16 protein-coding genes are annotated in these 15,288 nt (G+C 46.6%); 11 read left to right on the forward strand and 5 right to left on the reverse strand.

Annotation, left to right across the window (positions count from 1 at the left end; all coding sequences use genetic code 11):
- Positions 1–106 precede the first annotated feature (106 nt).
- Positions 107–544 (forward strand): hypothetical protein, encoded by a 438-nt coding sequence (locus ACFO8Q_RS11990; protein WP_380026011.1) that lies wholly within the window; start codon positions 107–109, stop codon positions 542–544.
- A 12-nt stretch (positions 545–556) separates the two neighbouring features.
- Here ACFO8Q_RS11990 and ACFO8Q_RS11995 read toward each other — a convergent pair whose 3' ends face one another.
- The 3 genes from ACFO8Q_RS11995 to menA all read right to left on the reverse strand — a co-directional run bounded on the left by ACFO8Q_RS11995 (position 557) and on the right by menA (position 2,513).
- Positions 557–985 (reverse strand): prenyltransferase, encoded by a 429-nt coding sequence (locus tag ACFO8Q_RS11995; protein ID WP_380026013.1) that lies wholly within the window; start codon positions 983–985, stop codon positions 557–559.
- A gap of 76 nt (positions 986–1,061) precedes the next feature.
- On the reverse strand, positions 1,062–1,493 hold the full coding sequence (locus ACFO8Q_RS12000; protein WP_380026014.1) for a hypothetical protein: 432 nt from the start codon (positions 1,491–1,493) through the stop codon (positions 1,062–1,064).
- A 105-nt stretch (positions 1,494–1,598) separates the two neighbouring features.
- Positions 1,599–2,513, reverse strand: a complete 915-nt coding sequence (gene menA / locus ACFO8Q_RS12005; RefSeq protein WP_380026016.1) for a 1,4-dihydroxy-2-naphthoate octaprenyltransferase — start codon at positions 2,511–2,513, stop codon at positions 1,599–1,601.
- A gap of 197 nt (positions 2,514–2,710) precedes the next feature.
- On the opposite strand from menA, the gene ACFO8Q_RS12010 reads away from it, so the two are divergent.
- The 8 genes from ACFO8Q_RS12010 to ACFO8Q_RS12045 all read left to right on the forward strand — a co-directional run bounded on the left by ACFO8Q_RS12010 (position 2,711) and on the right by ACFO8Q_RS12045 (position 9,755).
- Positions 2,711–3,136, forward strand: coding sequence for an EamA family transporter (locus ACFO8Q_RS12010; protein WP_380026018.1), 426 nt, complete (start codon positions 2,711–2,713; stop codon positions 3,134–3,136).
- A 231-nt stretch (positions 3,137–3,367) separates the two neighbouring features.
- Positions 3,368–4,558 carry an ABC transporter substrate-binding protein gene (locus ACFO8Q_RS12015; protein ID WP_380026020.1) on the forward strand — a complete coding sequence of 397 codons (1,191 nt, stop codon included), beginning with the start codon at positions 3,368–3,370 and terminating at the stop codon, positions 4,556–4,558.
- A gap of 59 nt (positions 4,559–4,617) precedes the next feature.
- Positions 4,618–5,520, forward strand: coding sequence for a branched-chain amino acid ABC transporter permease (locus ACFO8Q_RS12020; RefSeq protein ID WP_380026021.1), 903 nt, complete (start codon positions 4,618–4,620; stop codon positions 5,518–5,520).
- A 10-nt stretch (positions 5,521–5,530) separates the two neighbouring features.
- A complete protein-coding gene (locus ACFO8Q_RS12025; protein ID WP_380026022.1) occupies positions 5,531–6,490 on the forward strand; it encodes a branched-chain amino acid ABC transporter permease in 960 nt (319 codons plus the stop codon).
- A complete protein-coding gene (locus ACFO8Q_RS12030; RefSeq protein ID WP_380026023.1) occupies positions 6,465–7,241 on the forward strand; it encodes an ABC transporter ATP-binding protein in 777 nt (258 codons plus the stop codon). The genes ACFO8Q_RS12025 and ACFO8Q_RS12030 overlap by 26 nt, the downstream gene beginning before the upstream one ends.
- Before the next feature lie 5 nt (positions 7,242–7,246).
- Positions 7,247–7,948 (forward strand): ABC transporter ATP-binding protein, encoded by a 702-nt coding sequence (locus ACFO8Q_RS12035; protein WP_380026024.1) that lies wholly within the window; start codon positions 7,247–7,249, stop codon positions 7,946–7,948.
- Between the two features lie 291 nt (positions 7,949–8,239).
- The gene (locus ACFO8Q_RS12040; RefSeq protein WP_380026025.1) at positions 8,240–9,439 is read left to right on the forward strand and encodes an ABC transporter substrate-binding protein; all 1,200 of its coding nucleotides are present in this window, start codon (positions 8,240–8,242) and stop codon (positions 9,437–9,439) included.
- Between the two features lie 124 nt (positions 9,440–9,563).
- Positions 9,564–9,755 carry a YqgQ family protein gene (locus ACFO8Q_RS12045; RefSeq protein ID WP_380026026.1) on the forward strand — a complete coding sequence of 64 codons (192 nt, stop codon included), beginning with the start codon at positions 9,564–9,566 and terminating at the stop codon, positions 9,753–9,755.
- Between the two features lie 137 nt (positions 9,756–9,892).
- Here the strand turns inward: ACFO8Q_RS12045 and ACFO8Q_RS12050 are convergent, their stop codons facing one another.
- Together ACFO8Q_RS12050 and ACFO8Q_RS12055 are read right to left on the reverse strand one after the other, a co-directional pair.
- Positions 9,893–10,555, reverse strand: a complete 663-nt coding sequence (locus tag ACFO8Q_RS12050; RefSeq protein ID WP_380026027.1) for an FMN-dependent NADH-azoreductase — start codon at positions 10,553–10,555, stop codon at positions 9,893–9,895.
- A 281-nt stretch (positions 10,556–10,836) separates the two neighbouring features.
- On the reverse strand, positions 10,837–11,043 hold the full coding sequence (locus ACFO8Q_RS12055; RefSeq protein ID WP_380026028.1) for a CDGSH iron-sulfur domain-containing protein: 207 nt from the start codon (positions 11,041–11,043) through the stop codon (positions 10,837–10,839).
- Positions 11,044–11,235: 192 nt separating this feature from the next.
- On the opposite strand from ACFO8Q_RS12055, the gene ACFO8Q_RS12060 reads away from it, so the two are divergent.
- Entirely contained in the window at positions 11,236–11,883 is a 648-nt protein-coding gene (locus ACFO8Q_RS12060) for a TetR/AcrR family transcriptional regulator (RefSeq protein ID WP_380026029.1), read from the forward strand.
- 86 nt (positions 11,884–11,969) lie between these two features.
- Positions 11,970–15,269, forward strand: coding sequence for a fused isobutyryl-CoA mutase/GTPase IcmF (gene icmF / locus ACFO8Q_RS12065; RefSeq protein WP_380026031.1), 3,300 nt, complete (start codon positions 11,970–11,972; stop codon positions 15,267–15,269).
- Positions 15,270–15,288 lie beyond the last annotated feature (19 nt).

A 15,288-nucleotide genomic window follows, 5' to 3' on the forward strand; every position in this document is an offset into this window, starting at 1 on the left:
GCCGGAGAACCGGACGAACAATAAGGTACTGACACAGTCAGTGCCTTATTTTGTTGTGCCACCCAGGCATTCACCCAAGTCTTCTTTACATTGCAGGTGACTTTACATGTTGATCCTTCTATTGGTATGTACAATTTTGTTTATGTTCATCTCGATGACAATGGCTGTTCTGTCGATTCGATCCGAGGAAGAGAAGAATTGGGTGGGGAGGACATGGATTGTTCTTTCTTGTGTCTCCGTTTTTGCTATGATGGGAACCGGCTATGCCCTGCAATCCCAACCAATCGGGGAGTACACCGCCGGAAAAGAAGAAATGCTGGGAAGCCAACAGCAGAATAACCAGCCTCACACTCTGGAACTGGAACACAACAGTAAGTCTTCTGAGGCCGTTGGAAGAGGAGTCACATCGTCTCCGAACGTGGGGTCCTATGGGTATCTTGTTGAAATATTGGAAGCGCTCAAAAAAGGGGAACCGATTCCCCGACAATATTTAGAATTGCTTCCAGAATCGGATCGCTTCAAATACAAGCAACCCGCTGAGTGATCAGCGGGCTTTTCATGCAAGAAGGACCGAGCTGAATAATCCCATGGCATGAGACATGCCAAAAAGCAAATGCAACAAGACAGTCAGCCCGAGAACCAAATTCAGTTCCAATGGGGTTTTGCTTTTTGCCGTTCGACGGATAATTGTGAATGCTAATGGGAGAGACAATAGGGAAATCGATGACAACAACGGCAGAATTCCCATCGCCACCAGAACCGCTTGCATGAAATAGGCGGATAAAACGAGGATTGTCAGCTCTTGCTTGGCCCTTTTTTCGGAACGCAAATTTGCCAGAGTCATCTTCCCGACGAGCGGGTCATGTTCCCTGTCTCTCAAATTGTTTGCATGCAGCATTGCGGCAGCTAACAGTCCAATCGGAATGGCTCCCCAAAAAACGGTCCAGCGGAAAGAAGCAAACAACAACAAGAGGCTGTGTCCCATAGTATATAACCTTCTTATGGGCACAGCAGCCTCTTTCTTATGTATGATACTAATTCGCTTGATCCAGGGGGGCTTTTTAATAACCGTCGTATGCGTTGCCCGCACCCCTCACAGTTTTCTGGGACCAATTGGCCGTGTACAGTTTGTAGTTATAATTTGGACTTACACCTGTGAAGACGTGCCTATACCATGTCGAAGGTACAGCTTGAGGTTTATTGCCAGAAATCCTTACAGATCCAACTAAAGTACTACCCCAAAAACCGCTACGAATCAGCTTGTATTCAACATCTGCTGGTTTACTATTATCGTTAGTGTCTTGCCACCCCACAATAGTAAGTACATTATCTGAGTTTGTGGGTGTAAAAGAACTTGAATTTGAGCCCATATACATTTCAGATTCAAAGGAATAGTAGCAAATACTATTAGCTGCAAAGGTAGGAGTGGACAAAGCTAAAGATCCAACTAAAGCAGTTGCCAGCGAAACTTTAATACGGCTGCTAAATTTCATTTGCAGTTTGCTCCTCTCTGTACTATTGTCCCTTTATTACATATTTATTAGCTTTTGCTTTTGCTTTTTCCCCTTCAATAACCTTTCCTTCAATTACTATTTTAACTACCCTAACAACACGGAGGACAGCAATCCTAGTGTGTAGGCAATCCCGTACAGTAACTGTAGAAGTACTGTTAGGCCCAGAACGAGGTTTAGTTCGTAATGAGTGGTACTGGTCCAGACACGGCGGATGATGAGGAGGACTAACGGCAATGTAAGAAATGTAATCCAGCTTGTCCAAGGAAGGAGTTCGACGGTAGCCAGAATGGCCTGCAGCAAGTACGGGATCAGCAGGAGGATGGTGAGTTGCTGCTTGCCTGTTTTTTCGGAAGAGAGACTGGCCCATGTAATCTTGCCTACGGAGCGGTCCATCTCCCGATCTCGCAGATTGTTGGTATGCACCGTTGCCATTGCCATTACGCCAATGGATATAGCTCCGAGAAATACCGTTCCTCTTACAAATCCCACCTGCCCGTAATAAGTTCCCAAAACTACCACAGGCCCCATGGAGAAGAGAACGGCCAACTCTCCCAATCCCCTGTAGGCTAAAGGATAGGGGCCACCTGTATATAAGTAACCCAGGAGAACTCCAACCAGTACGAACCACAGAAAGCCACTTCCCATCCAAGTGGTCAGATAAATTCCCAGCATCGAAGCGGCTATGTAACAGACGATGCCCCCATAATAGACTTGCTTGGGGGTCAACCTACCATCGTGCAAGACTCCCATTTTAAAGGAAACCCCAGTTGTTCTCGCGCTGTATTTATAGTCATAGTATTCGTTGAACAGATTGGTTCCCGCTTGAATCAGCATAAATATCAGCATAGCCAACAGAAATGGGAGAGTTTGAGTAATAAAGGCCCGGTCGATAACGGCAAAAGCCCCTCCCAGCATAGCCGGAATCAGACTTGAGATTAACGAAGGAAAACGAATCGCTTGAAACCATATTTGAACCAGATTGCTTGGTCTCTTCTCCAAATACAAGACATCCTTTCCAAGACACGTCAACAACTCTCCCCTTGCAGCTGGAGAGATTCGTATTCTTGCAGAAAACTTGCTTGGGCAGTATACAGCCGCCCCAATTCATTATACTTCATCTTGGCAGTTTCTGACTATGAACAACCCTCTCATACAATTCCCTGTCTTGGAATATGAAACAATGAGGGGGGTTGTCAATGACTGAAACAAGCTATTGGTTCGCACTTTTGGCCGCATTGTCATGGGGAATAGCACCTTTGTTTGAAAAATGGGGAGTCCTTCATACATCGCCCTACTTTCTTTTATTGGTACAGTCTTTGGTTGTATCGTTTGCCTTACTGGTATTAGGGATCGAGTCGGGTGAGCTGCAGGAGGTAATGCAATTAAATAAAAAATCATGGATATATTTGGGGATTGCAGGTCTGCTAAGCGGTTTTCTTGCTCAAATGTTCTACTTTAAAGCGTTACAGGGTGGGGAGATCAGTCGCATCATTCCTTTAATCAGTTCTTTGCAGATTGTGATTGCTTCCATCAGTGCTTGTTACGTCTGGGGGGAAGCGATCGGGAGCATGAAAGTGATCGGAACGGTGCTGATCATAATAGGAATTTTTCTGATTCGATAAATTTACAAATATTCCAAAATCTAAATTGATATGAAAACTACTAATCTTTAAACAAATATAGAATTTAGAGTAATAGCTAGAAATACCGCCATTTGCGGTAATAAATTCGCCTGATAGCTTCAAATAACGCGTGATTGTTTTTCACTGTTCATGTAGTATGAGTACTGGGATAATTCAGATATTTCCCGGTACTTAAAAAGAAAAAGAGAGATTGGAAGGGGATTTGTCAAATTGAAAAAGAAACTGTTGACAGCAACAACGATTGTGGCTCTAGCTCTCGGAACGCTGGCCGGTTGTGGAGGAAAGAAGGAAGCCGGAGGTTTAGCGGGTGGCGGCAATTCTGCCGAGACCATTAAAATCGGAGCGAACCTGGAGTTAACGGGCGGTGTTGCTGCTTTTGGCGCGTCTGCATTCGATGGTGCAAAACTGGCAGTAAAAGAAATTAACAACGCAGGAGGCATCCTGGGGAAAAAGCTTGAACTGGTACAGGCAGACAATGCGTCCAAAGGTGAAGAATCCACTCGTGCGGTGCAGAGATTAATTTCGTCCGACAAAGTTGTTGCGATCGTCGGTGCTGCCACTTCAGGAAATACACTGGCAGCTCTCTCGGTTGCAGCAGAGAAAAAAGTTCCAATGATCACGCCTTCTGGCACCGCCGCAAAAGTGACGGTTGACGAGCGAAGCGGAAAGGTAAATGATTGGGTATTTCGAGCTTGCTTTATTGACCCCTTCCAAGGGACTGTCATGGGGAACTTTGCCACAAAGGACCTGAATGCAAAAACAGCCGCTATTTATATTGACACGTCCAGTGATTACTCAAAAGGTCTTGCAAAGTCTTTTGAGGAGCAGTTCAAGAAAAACGGGGGGCAAATTGTCGCCTCTGAATCCTATCAGCAAAAAGATACCGACTTTAAAGCGGTCCTTACCCGCATCAAACAGAAAAATCCTGATGTGGTATACGTTCCGGGTTACTACGAAGAAGTAGGAAAGATTGTAAAGCAAGGCCGTGAGCTTGGAATTACAGTTCCATTTTTGGGCGGTGACGGTTGGGATGCTCCGCAGCTGGCGGAAATAGCCGGGAAAGACAACCTCAACAACACCTTCTTCTCTAACCATTACGCCGCAGATGATAAATCTCCGGAAGTCCAGTCATTTGTGGACTCCTTTAAGAAAGAATACGGAAAAACCCCGGATGGATTTGCGATTCTGGGCTATGACAGCGTGAATTTGATTGCCCAGGCAATTAAGCGTGCAGGCAGCACGGATACAGTGAAGATTAAAGAAGCATTGGCTTCCACCAAGGATTTCAAAGCTGCATCCGGTACCATTACCTATAACGAAAAGCACGATCCGGTGAAATCGGCTGTAGTAATCGAGTTGAAAGACGGAAAACAAACATTCAAAACAAAGGTTAATCCCTAAGGCAATACGGGGGCCCTGTGTCCCCCTTTCAACTTAACGAGAGAGGTGCTGAATTCCGCATGGAGTACATTATCCAACAAGTAATCAACGGTATATCGGTTGGCAGCATCTACGCACTCATCGCATTGGGGTATACGATGGTATACGGGATCATCAAATTGATCAATTTTGCCCACGGCGATGTATTCATGGTGGGTGGATTTGTCGGCCTTTTCACTGCGAAAGCTCTTACAGCCCAAGGATTTTCTCCTGTCTGGGTTTTCGTAATCGCCCTTTTGCTTGCTATGGTAGCCAGCGGTTTACTAGGGGTAGTAATCGAGCGTACAGCATATAAACCTTTGCGCAACGCTTCCCGCATTGCTGTACTGATCACCGCCATCGGGGTTTCCTTTTTACTGGAAAATGGCGGAATATTTTTGCTGGGGCCCCAAGCCCAAGGTTTTCCCGAAATCGTTCAAAAACAGCAGTATAACCTGTTTGGACAAGTCCAGATTGACTCCAATCAGATTATGATTCTGCTTGTAACAATTATCTTGATGGTTGTTCTGCAGTACATTGTCCATCGAACAAAAATCGGGAAAGCGATGCGTGCGGTTTCCTACGACATGGAAGCGGCTCGTCTGATGGGAATCAACGTGGATACAACGATTTCCGCAACCTTTGCGATCGGCTCCGCGCTAGCGGCGGCAGCCGGCGTGATTTTTGGAATGACGTATAACTCAGTAGATCCCTTAATGGGAATTATTCCGGGTCTAAAAGCGTTTGTTGCAGCGGTTCTTGGCGGAATCGGGATTATCCCCGGTGCGCTTGTGGGCGGCCTGTTGCTGGGTGTAATCGAGACCGGGGTATCATCGGTCGGATATTCCCTGTGGCGTGACGGAGTTGCATTCGCCATTCTCATTCTGATTTTAATCTTCAAACCTTCTGGCCTGTTTGGCAAGAACGTTCGCGAGAAAGTGTAGGTGACACCGGATGCGCGTACAAAACAAGAGTTTCTGGACCGGGATCGTTATAAGTATCGTAATTTATGCGTTGTGCCAGGTGTTGATTCAGACTGGTGTCCTGAATGACTTCGCTGAATCTACACTCATTCTGATTTGCATTAACATCATTCTTGGCGTTTCGTTGAACTTGATTAATGGTTTTACCGGTCAATTCTCAATTGGACACGCGGGATTTATGTCTATTGGCGCTTATCTGTCCGCGATTCTGACCCTGGATTTTGATTTCCCGTTTGTGGCGGCAGTGATCGTTGGCGGTCTGGTGGCTGCGGCAGCGGGTCTGATCATCGGGATTCCTTCTCTTCGTCTAAAGGGAGACTATCTCGCAATTGCCACACTTGGTTTTGGTGAAATTATCCGGATCGTCTGGTTGAACACCGATTATGTAGGAGGTGCCTCCGGTCTCAGTGGGATTCCGAAGGAAACAAGCTGGACATGGGTATTCATCTGGACCTTAATCACGGTTGTTGTAATTAACAACTTTGTAAAATCAACGCATGGACGTGCTTGTATCTCTGTTCGTGAGAACGAGATTGCTGCGGAAGCAATGGGAATCAACACAACCAAATATAAGGTTATGGCGTTTGTTATCGGTGCGTTTTTCGCGGGTGTAGCCGGCGCCTTGTCCGCCCACATGTTCTATATCATCAATCCGAACAGCTTTAACTTTATCAAGTCATTCGAGATTCTTGTAATTGTGGTTCTAGGCGGTTTGGGCAGCACATCCGGTTCCATTGTAGGGGCGATCGTGCTGACGATGCTCTTTACCCTCCTGCAGGATTATCCGGATCTTCGAATGATTATCTACTCCGCACTTCTGATTATTATGATGATTTTCCGTCCAAAGGGACTGATGGGAACACGTGAATTTTCGTTTAACTTCCTGAACAAGAGGGGGGAGCAGCATGGCACAACAAACACTTCTGCTTGATGTACAGCAAGCTAGCCGCTCTTTCGGAGGGTTAAAGGCTGTATCCGATGTTTCCATGCAGATTCGGAAAGGAGAACTGGTCGGTTTGATCGGACCAAACGGTGCCGGCAAAACGACTTTGTTCAACCTGTTAACCGGAGTTTATGAACCTTCAGAAGGAAAAATTCTCCTTAACGGAGAGTCGGTCGGCGGACTGAAACCCTACCAGATCACCCAAAAAGGGGCAGCGCGAACCTTCCAGAACATCCGGCTGTTCAGCGATCTGTCAGTGCTCGACAACGTCAAAATTGCCTACCACCAGCATTCCAAACATTCGGTTGCTTCATCGATCTTCCGCCTGCCGAGCCATTTTAAAGGCGAGAAAGAGATGACGGAAAAAGCGATCGAATTTTTGAAGATCTTTAAGCTCGACGGGAAAAAAGACGAACTCGCCAAAAACCTGCCTTACGGAGAACAACGTCGTCTCGAGATTGCACGTGCTTTAGCGGCACGTCCACAGCTCTTGCTGCTGGACGAACCTGCGGCGGGAATGAATCCGCAGGAAACTCACGATTTGATGAATTTGATTCAATGGATTCGGAACGAGTTCGATCTTACGATCCTGTTGATTGAGCATGACATGTCGTTGGTAATGGGCGTTTGCGAGCGGATCTATGTATTGGATCGCGGACTGTTAATCGCTCACGGGACACCCAGCGAGATCAAGTCCAATCCGAAAGTTATCGAAGCATATTTGGGACAGGAGGTGTAGCCCCAATGTTAAAGGTGGATAACATTAACGTCTACTATGGTGCGATTCATGCTCTCAAAGGGGTAAGCCTGACTGTCAATCAGGGCGAGATTGTCTCTTTGATTGGAGCCAACGGAGCCGGTAAATCGACTTTGCTGAAGACACTGTCCGGTCTTTTGAAGCCAAAGAACGGGGGCATCGAATTTCTTGGCAAGTCGATTGCGGGTCAAGCAGCCCAATCGATTGTGAAACAAGGGTTGATACATTGTCCGGAAGGACGACGTGTATTTGCCAACATGTCGGTGGAAGAAAACCTTGAATTGGGTGCTTACTTGCGAAATGACAAGGACATCAAGACGGATCTGGAGAACGTGTACGAACGCTTCCCGCGCTTGTTGGAGAGACGAAAGCAGCAAGCAGGTACTTTATCCGGGGGCGAACAGCAAATGTTGGCGATCGGTCGCGCTTTAATGGCAAGTCCAGAGCTGCTGCTGCTGGATGAACCTTCGATGGGTCTTGCACCGCTGCTTGTGCAGGAAATCTTCAACATCATTCAAGAGATTAACCGGACAGGGACAACCGTTTTGCTGGTGGAGCAGAATGCAAATCAGGCGCTCAAGATTGCGCATCGTGCATATGTTCTGGAAACGGGCAAAATTGTGCTTTCCGGAAATGCCGCTGAACTCGCTGCCTCGGAAGAGGTAAAAAAGGCATATTTGGGTGCATAATCAGCATCTCAAACGGCTAAAAATGGGACGGGCAAAGCTCTGTTTCGTTGCAGAGCTTTTTCCAGCCCCAATTTCTTTAGCACTTTTATATTTAAAAGTGTAACTTCTTTAAATAAATATAGATCGAGTAAGAAAGAGAAAGAAAATACGTGATAGGCATACCTATTTTCTGATAAAGAGTACATGTAAAAGGTGCTTGTTTTGCCATGATATTGTAATATGGGTTCGTGGATTATTCAGAGTTTTTTCAGTAATCGAAAGAAAGAGAAAATGCTGGAAGGGGTTAATGTGATGAAGAAAAAGCTCATCGCCGTAACAGCCATTATGACATTGGCTATCGGCACACTTGCTGGGTGCGGAGGCAACAAGCCTGCAGCAACTAACGGTGGCGGAAGCAGCTCCGGTTCCGGAGACAAAATCAAAATCGGAACCAACTTTGAGATGACCGGTGGCCAGGCAGCGTTCGGATCATCCGCTCTGAAAGCTGTAAAACTTGCTGTGAAAGAAATTAACGCTGCGGGTGGTGTTCTCGGCAAGCAAATTGAAATCGTTGAAGCTGACAACGCATCCAAACCGGAAGAATCGAACCGTGCCGCACAGAAATTGATTACAAACGACAAAGTCGTAGCTTTGATCGGTGCAACCACCTCTACCAACACATTGGGTGCTGTTCCGGTTGCGATGGAGAAGAAAATCCCGATGATCTCCTCTTCGGCTACCAACCCGAAAGTAACGGTTGATGAGAGAACGAAGAAGGTGAACGAATGGGTTTTCCGAGCTTGCTTCATCGATCCTTTCCAAGGGAAAGTGATGGCTGACTTTGCAACGAAGGATTTGAAAGCAAAAACAGCTGCGATCTATACAGATACATCGAGTGACTATTCGAAAGGTCTGACCAAGTTCTTTAAAGAAACTTTCGAAAAGAACGGCGGAAAGATCATTGCTGAAGAGTCCTATCAGCAAAAAGACACTGATTTCAAAGCGGTTCTCACCCGCATTAAAGATAAGAACCCGGACGTAATCTACGTGCCTGGGTACTATGAAGAAGTAGGTAAGATTGTAAAGCAAGCCCGTGAACTCGGCATCAAGGTTCCGATGATGGGTGGCGACGGTTGGGAAGCTTCCCAATTGATTGACATCGCAGGCAAGGAAAATCTGAACAACACGTTCATTTCAAACCACTATGCTGCGGATGACACCACGCCGGAAGTTAAGGCATTTATTGATGCCTTCAAGAAGGAATATAACGGCGAAACTCCGGATGCGATGGCAGTTCTCGGATACGATGCAATGAAGATGCTTGCTGACGCGATCAAGCGTGCGGGCAGCACCGATCCGGAAAAACTCAAGACTGCACTGGCTGCCACCAAAGACTTCAAGGCCGTTACTGGTAACATTACACTCAACGAAAACCATGACCCTGTGAAAGCGGCTGTGGTTCTGGAGTACGTAGACGGCAAGCAGAAATTTAAAGCAAAAGTAAATCCGTAACAGAAGACGGCGAGAGGCGTAAGCCTCTCGCTTTTCTTTTGTTGAGACGAAAGTTTCGTTACAAGACCGCCTTCAATTCGACTATAATGAAAGAGAAGTACGTATCCGGGGTGGCGGAAATTTGATGCAAAAGTCACTGTATGAGGTTCGGGAATTGCTGAAACGGTTCCATATTTTTATCTATACGGGTAATGATCTAAACGATGCAGTTCTTATGGAATTGGAACTGGAAGATTTGTATGAAATGAAGCTGATCGAGGATGAGGAATACCTTAAGGCACGGATGATTATTAAACAAGTGAAGTCGAGACATTGATCTTAAGATTGATCCTTTTGCTCAGCTTCCCGGTGTTATTGCGTGTTACAAATGATAAAACCTCCCTGTTCAAAATTACGAACGGGGAGGTTTTTAAATCGAATCTCACCCGAAACGCAGCGGGATACGGGAAAATGTTATACCGGCACTTTCTCTCCGGCAAACTTTTTCGCAGCTTCCCGAGCCCGGTCTATCGCTTTCGCTTTAATGTTCTCAGCTTCATTTGGCATTTGGGCCATACCTTCAGCGATTACCGAATCAATATCCGTAATACCAAGGAAATTTAACACTGCTCGAATATAGCGGTCACCGAATTCGAAATCTTTGGCAGGACCTTCTGAATAAACCCCTCCTCGAGCTTGGATATGGACGGCCCTTTTCTCGGTTAACAGTCCTACAGGACCCTCTGCTGTATATTTGAACGTTTTTCCAGCAATACAGATGGTGTCGATATAAGCTTTCATTTTGGGAGGTATACTAAAGTTCCACATCGGAGTGACAAACACATACTTATCCGCCGCAACAAACTGATCTGTCAATTGATTAATTCGACTCACTTTGGCCTTTTCATCAGCCGTTAATTGGTCAAAGGCGGTGCCTTGCTGGAGTTTTCCCCATCCGCTAAATACATCAGGATCGATGTACGGAATGTCGATTTTGTAAAGATCCAGTTCGACGATCTCATCATTGGGGTTGGCTTGTCGGTACGCATTTAAGAATTCTTTGGCCACAGACAGGCTGAAAGATTGTTCTGCAGGCTTCGGGTTCGCCATGATATACAAGATTTTTTCCGTTTTCATCCTCTCTTTCCTGGATACGGATTTATAAACGAATCGAGTTCACTTTCAAGGTGTGCTTTCTTCTATAGAATTTCAAATCAGGACATCAATTATGGTCTAGTAAGAGCTGCAATTTATGGATGTATAGGAGAAGGATGAGAATTTGGCAAGTTGTGATTGGCCACTCGCCGGGGATCTGAGACAAGACATGGCAGGAAGATTCAAGTAATGAAGGCACGAATAAAATTTTAAAGCACCTTTGCTCGATTTCACAGCAAAGGTGCTTTCTTACTCCAGGAGTTCTATACACCTTCCACCCGAACTTCCTTTGGTTCCCCGTCGTAATACTCGTATAGCTTACCCTCTTCTTCCTGGATTGTTAAGTGGGTCTTGTCACAATAGGGGAACTGCTGTGTTAATCCGCATGCACAAATTTTCATTGGAAACTCAGCATTTTCCTGCGTGATGACTTTTGGAACTTTCGCTTCCCGTCTGATAATACGTGACATGAATTACCCTCCTCCTGTTCGAAATACAGTATCGTCAATTTTCAAATTTTCATTCGCCGATATTGACGGATCTTTACGAAAGAGAGTACTATTAAAATAGAAACCTGAACGAGCGCTCGGTCGAAACGAAGCCTGGCTTCATATCGGAGAGCGCCGCAATCAAAGAGCGCAAGATGAGGAGAGGAAGGTAGAGTGGCAAATAAAAGCAAACCGATCCCTTCGTTGGTGAAGGATCCGGAACTTGTCAAGATTCGCAGAGGCCAGATTATCCGAGCGGCGGTCGATCTGTTTGTGGAAAAAGGCTTCCACAAGACGACAACCCGGGAAATTGCACGTGAAAGCGGGCTTGGAATCGGGACTCTCTATGAATATATACAGTCAAAAGAAGACGTTCTTTATCTGGTGTGTGACTTTATCCACTCCGACGTAGAACAGAAGCTGGATGAACTTATGACCCATGGGCACACGGGACGTGAAACGCTGATCAGTGCAATCAGGGATTTGTTTCGGGTCATGGACGACGCGCAGGATCATGTGTTGTTGATCTATCAGGAAATGAAGTCACTCCCCAGTGATATGCTGCGATACGTCCTTGCCAAGGAAGAAGAGATTACAAGCCGTTTCGAGCGAATCTTGGAGCGTGGAATCCAGGATGGTTCACTCAAGCTTGAACCGGGTTCGGTGAAGCTGATGGCTCACAATATTGTGGTCTTAGGTCAGATGTGGACGTTTCGCCGCTGGATTCTGAGCCGTCACTATACATTGGAAGAGTACATTGAGCATCAAACCTCTTTAATCCTTCAAGGAATGACTGCAGTGGACGAGGTCTCAAAAAAGTGATGTGCAGAGGTGGCCCCATCACTTTTTGGGGATAATTTCAACCGGGTGTTTGTTCGACTAAAGGAATAGGTATTGGAGGGAGTTTCATGGAAACCACGGTGTATCGCCCAAAGAACAAAGTTCGTTTTGTGACAGCCTCAAGCCTTTTTGACGGACATGATGCTTCGATTAATATCATGAGACGCATTTTGCAGGCTTCGGGAGCTGAGGTTATTCATCTCGGGCATAATCGTTCTGTCGAAGAAGTGGTAAATGCTGCTATCCAGGAGGATGTTCAGGGGATTGCAGTAAGTTCCTATCAAGGCGGACATATGGAGTATTTTAAGTATATGTATGATCTCCTCCAGGAAAAGGGGGCCGACCATATCAAGATTTTTGGCGGGGGCGGAGGAGTAATTGTTCCTGACGAAATTCGTGAACTGGAGGCTTACGGCATTACGAAAATTTATTCTCCGGACGATGGACGGAAAATGGGGCTGCAGGGGATCATCAATCATATGCTGCAGGAAACCGATTTTCCGACAGTTCGCGATCTTAACGACGAGTTGAAGCAGCTGCAGGAGAAAAATACGCTTGCCATAGCCAGATTGATTACACTGGCGGAAGAAGCCGTGAAACAAAAAGAAGCTGGGAACAGTCAATATCATACCGAAGGAGTGGCTGAATCCGCACCTGCGGCAGAAGCGGTTCTTAGCGCGGTAAAGGAAAAAGCTCAAAATGTTCCGGTTATCGGGATTACAGGAACCGGCGGCGCCGGGAAGTCTTCCTTAACAGACGAATTGGTGCGGCGGTTCCTGAATGATTTTGCCGATAAAACAGTGGCGATCTTGTCGATTGATCCATCGAAGCAGAAGACTGGCGGGGCACTGTTAGGTGACCGTATTCGCATGAATGCGATTCACAATCCCCGTGTCTTTATGCGCTCTCTGGCAACACGGCAATCGAAGACCGAATTATCGTCCGCTATTGTGGATGCAATTGATGTTGTGAAAGCGGCCGGTTTCGATTTGGTCATTGTGGAAACATCCGGCATTGGACAAGGTGATGCAGGGATTACCGAGATTTCGGATGTGGCCATGTATGTGATGACTTCGGAATTTGGTGCACCGTCTCAGCTTGAGAAAATTGACATGCTCGATTATGCCGACTTGATTGCGATTAACAAGTTCGAGCGCAAAGGTTCCGAAGATGCACTGCGTGATGTAAAGAAGCAGTACCAGCGGAACCATAATCTGTTCCATGTGAGAGATGAGCAACTTCCGGTCTACGGAACGATTGCAAGCCAGTTTAACGATCCGGGAACCAATGTGCTGTACCGTGCATTGATTGACACGATCAACCGCAAGTGCGGAACGGACTGGAAATCGTCGCTTGAAATCAACGAAACAAAAAGCCGCAAGAACTATATCGTACCGCCGGAGCGAACGATGTATCTGGCCGACATCGTAAATACGGTGCGAAATTATAAGAAATTTACCGATGAACAGGTGGCAATTGCCCGAAAACTGTTCCAGTTGAACGGTGCAAAAGAAACCCTTGTGCATGCAGGGGCGGAGACGGCTTTGCTCAAGTCTTTGGATCAGCAGATTGCCCATTTTGAGGGGCTGCTGCATCCTGAATGCAAGCGAATCCTGGAAAATTGGCCTGCCATGAAGGAAGCATACCGCCGGGATGAATTGGTAGCCAAGGTACGGGATAAAGAAATTCGTACCAAGCTGTATACAACCTCGTTATCCGGATTGCGGATTCCGAAGATTTCTCTGCCTGATTTTGAAGATTGGGGTGAGATTCTGAAGTGGAGCTTGAAGGAGAACGTTCCGGGAGAGTTTCCATACACCGCGGGAGTGTTTCCGTTTAAACGGGAAGGCGAGGATCCCAAGCGCCAGTTCGCGGGAGAAGGAACACCGGAGCGTACCAACCGTCGTTTCCATTTCTTGGCGAAAAACGATGATGCAAAGCGGTTGTCTACTGCGTTTGACTCCGTAACGCTGTATGGGAACGATCCGGATTACCGTCCGGACATCTATGGAAAAATTGGCGAATCCGGCGTGTCAGTCTGTTCGCTGGATGATATGAAAAAGCTGTATAACGGATTTGATCTTTGCCATCCGTCGACGTCAGTATCGATGACCATAAACGGACCGGCTCCGATTATTTTGGCGATGTATATGAATACAGCGATTCACCAGCAGGTGGAGAAGTTTGTACAGGAGAACGGCCGTCAGCCGAATGAGGAAGAATATGCAAAGATCAAATCCTACACTCTGGCGAACGTGCGGGGAACGGTACAGGCGGATATCTTGAAAGAGGATCAGGGGCAAAATACCTGCATCTTCTCGACTGAATTCGCGCTGCGAATGATGGGGGATATTCAACAATACTTTATCGACAACAAGGTGCGAAACTATTATTCCGTCTCCATTTCCGGATATCATATCGCGGAAGCCGGTGCCAACCCAATTTCACAGTTAGCCTTTACACTGTCGAATGCGTTTACGTATGTGGAATATTACCTGAGCCGGGGAATGCACATTGACGATTTTGCCCCGAACCTGTCGTTCTTCTTCTCGAATGGAATGGACCCTGAATATAACGTGATGGGGCGTGTGGCACGACGGATTTGGGCGACTGTCATCAAGCATAAATACGGCGGCAATGAGCGTTCGCAGAAGCTGAAGTATCATATCCAAACATCGGGGCGTTCGCTGCATGCGCAGGAGATCGATTTCAATGACATCCGGACTACGCTGCAGGCGTTGATAGCGATTTATGACAACTGCAACAGTCTGCATACCAATGCATACGATGAGGCGATTACGACTCCTACCGAAGAGTCCGTCCGCCGTGCAATGGCGATTCAGATGATCATTACGAAGGAATTCGGATTAACGAAAAATGAGAATCCGCTGCAGGGTTCGTTTATCATTGAGGAACTGACCGATCTTGTGGAAGAAGCTGTATTGGCGGAGTTCCAGCGCATCAATGACCGCGGCGGAGTATTGGGAGCCATGGAGACCCAATATCAGCGCGGCAAGATTCAGGAAGAATCCATGTACTACGAGCAGTTGAAACACAGTGGCGAGCTTCCGATTATCGGAGTCAACACATTTGAAAATCCGGCCACCTTGGCGGAAGATTATGAACCGCCGAAGATTGAACTTGCTCGAGCTTCGAAGGAAGAGAAGGAATTGCAGATTGCGAATCTGCGGGAATTCCAAGCAAGAAACCAAGACAAGGCGCCGGAAATGTTGAAGCGCCTGCAGAAAGTGGCTCAAGACGGCGGCAATATTTTCGGAGAATTGATGGAAACGGTAAAATACTGTTCTCTTGGGCAGATCACTCAAGCACTGTACGAAGTCGGTGGTCAGTACAGAAGGAATATGTAAGATAAAAAACCCCCGTTTC

Source organism: Effusibacillus consociatus, assembly GCF_042652925.1.
Lineage (GTDB): Bacteria > Bacillota > Bacilli > Tumebacillales > Effusibacillaceae > Effusibacillus > Effusibacillus consociatus.

Excerpts from the sequence above, each read along its gene's own strand:
- ACFO8Q_RS11990 (WP_380026011.1), top strand. The coding sequence starts at position 107 with ATGTTGATCCTTCTATTGGTATGTACAATTTTGTTTATGTTCATCTCG.
- ACFO8Q_RS11995 (WP_380026013.1), bottom strand. The coding sequence starts at position 985 with ATGGGACACAGCCTCTTGTTGTTGTTTGCTTCTTTCCGCTGGACCGTT.
- ACFO8Q_RS12000 (WP_380026014.1), bottom strand. The coding sequence starts at position 1,493 with ATGAAATTTAGCAGCCGTATTAAAGTTTCGCTGGCAACTGCTTTAGTT.
- ACFO8Q_RS12010 (WP_380026018.1), top strand. The coding sequence starts at position 2,711 with ATGACTGAAACAAGCTATTGGTTCGCACTTTTGGCCGCATTGTCATGG.
- ACFO8Q_RS12020 (WP_380026021.1), top strand. The coding sequence starts at position 4,618 with ATGGAGTACATTATCCAACAAGTAATCAACGGTATATCGGTTGGCAGC.
- ACFO8Q_RS12025 (WP_380026022.1), top strand. The coding sequence starts at position 5,531 with ATGCGCGTACAAAACAAGAGTTTCTGGACCGGGATCGTTATAAGTATC.
- ACFO8Q_RS12030 (WP_380026023.1), top strand. The coding sequence starts at position 6,465 with ATGGCACAACAAACACTTCTGCTTGATGTACAGCAAGCTAGCCGCTCT.
- ACFO8Q_RS12035 (WP_380026024.1), top strand. The coding sequence starts at position 7,247 with ATGTTAAAGGTGGATAACATTAACGTCTACTATGGTGCGATTCATGCT.
- ACFO8Q_RS12040 (WP_380026025.1), top strand. The coding sequence starts at position 8,240 with ATGAAGAAAAAGCTCATCGCCGTAACAGCCATTATGACATTGGCTATC.
- ACFO8Q_RS12045 (WP_380026026.1), top strand. The coding sequence starts at position 9,564 with ATGCAAAAGTCACTGTATGAGGTTCGGGAATTGCTGAAACGGTTCCAT.
- ACFO8Q_RS12050 (WP_380026027.1), bottom strand. The coding sequence starts at position 10,555 with ATGAAAACGGAAAAAATCTTGTATATCATGGCGAACCCGAAGCCTGCA.
- ACFO8Q_RS12055 (WP_380026028.1), bottom strand. The coding sequence starts at position 11,043 with ATGTCACGTATTATCAGACGGGAAGCGAAAGTTCCAAAAGTCATCACG.
- icmF (WP_380026031.1), top strand. The coding sequence starts at position 11,970 with ATGGAAACCACGGTGTATCGCCCAAAGAACAAAGTTCGTTTTGTGACA.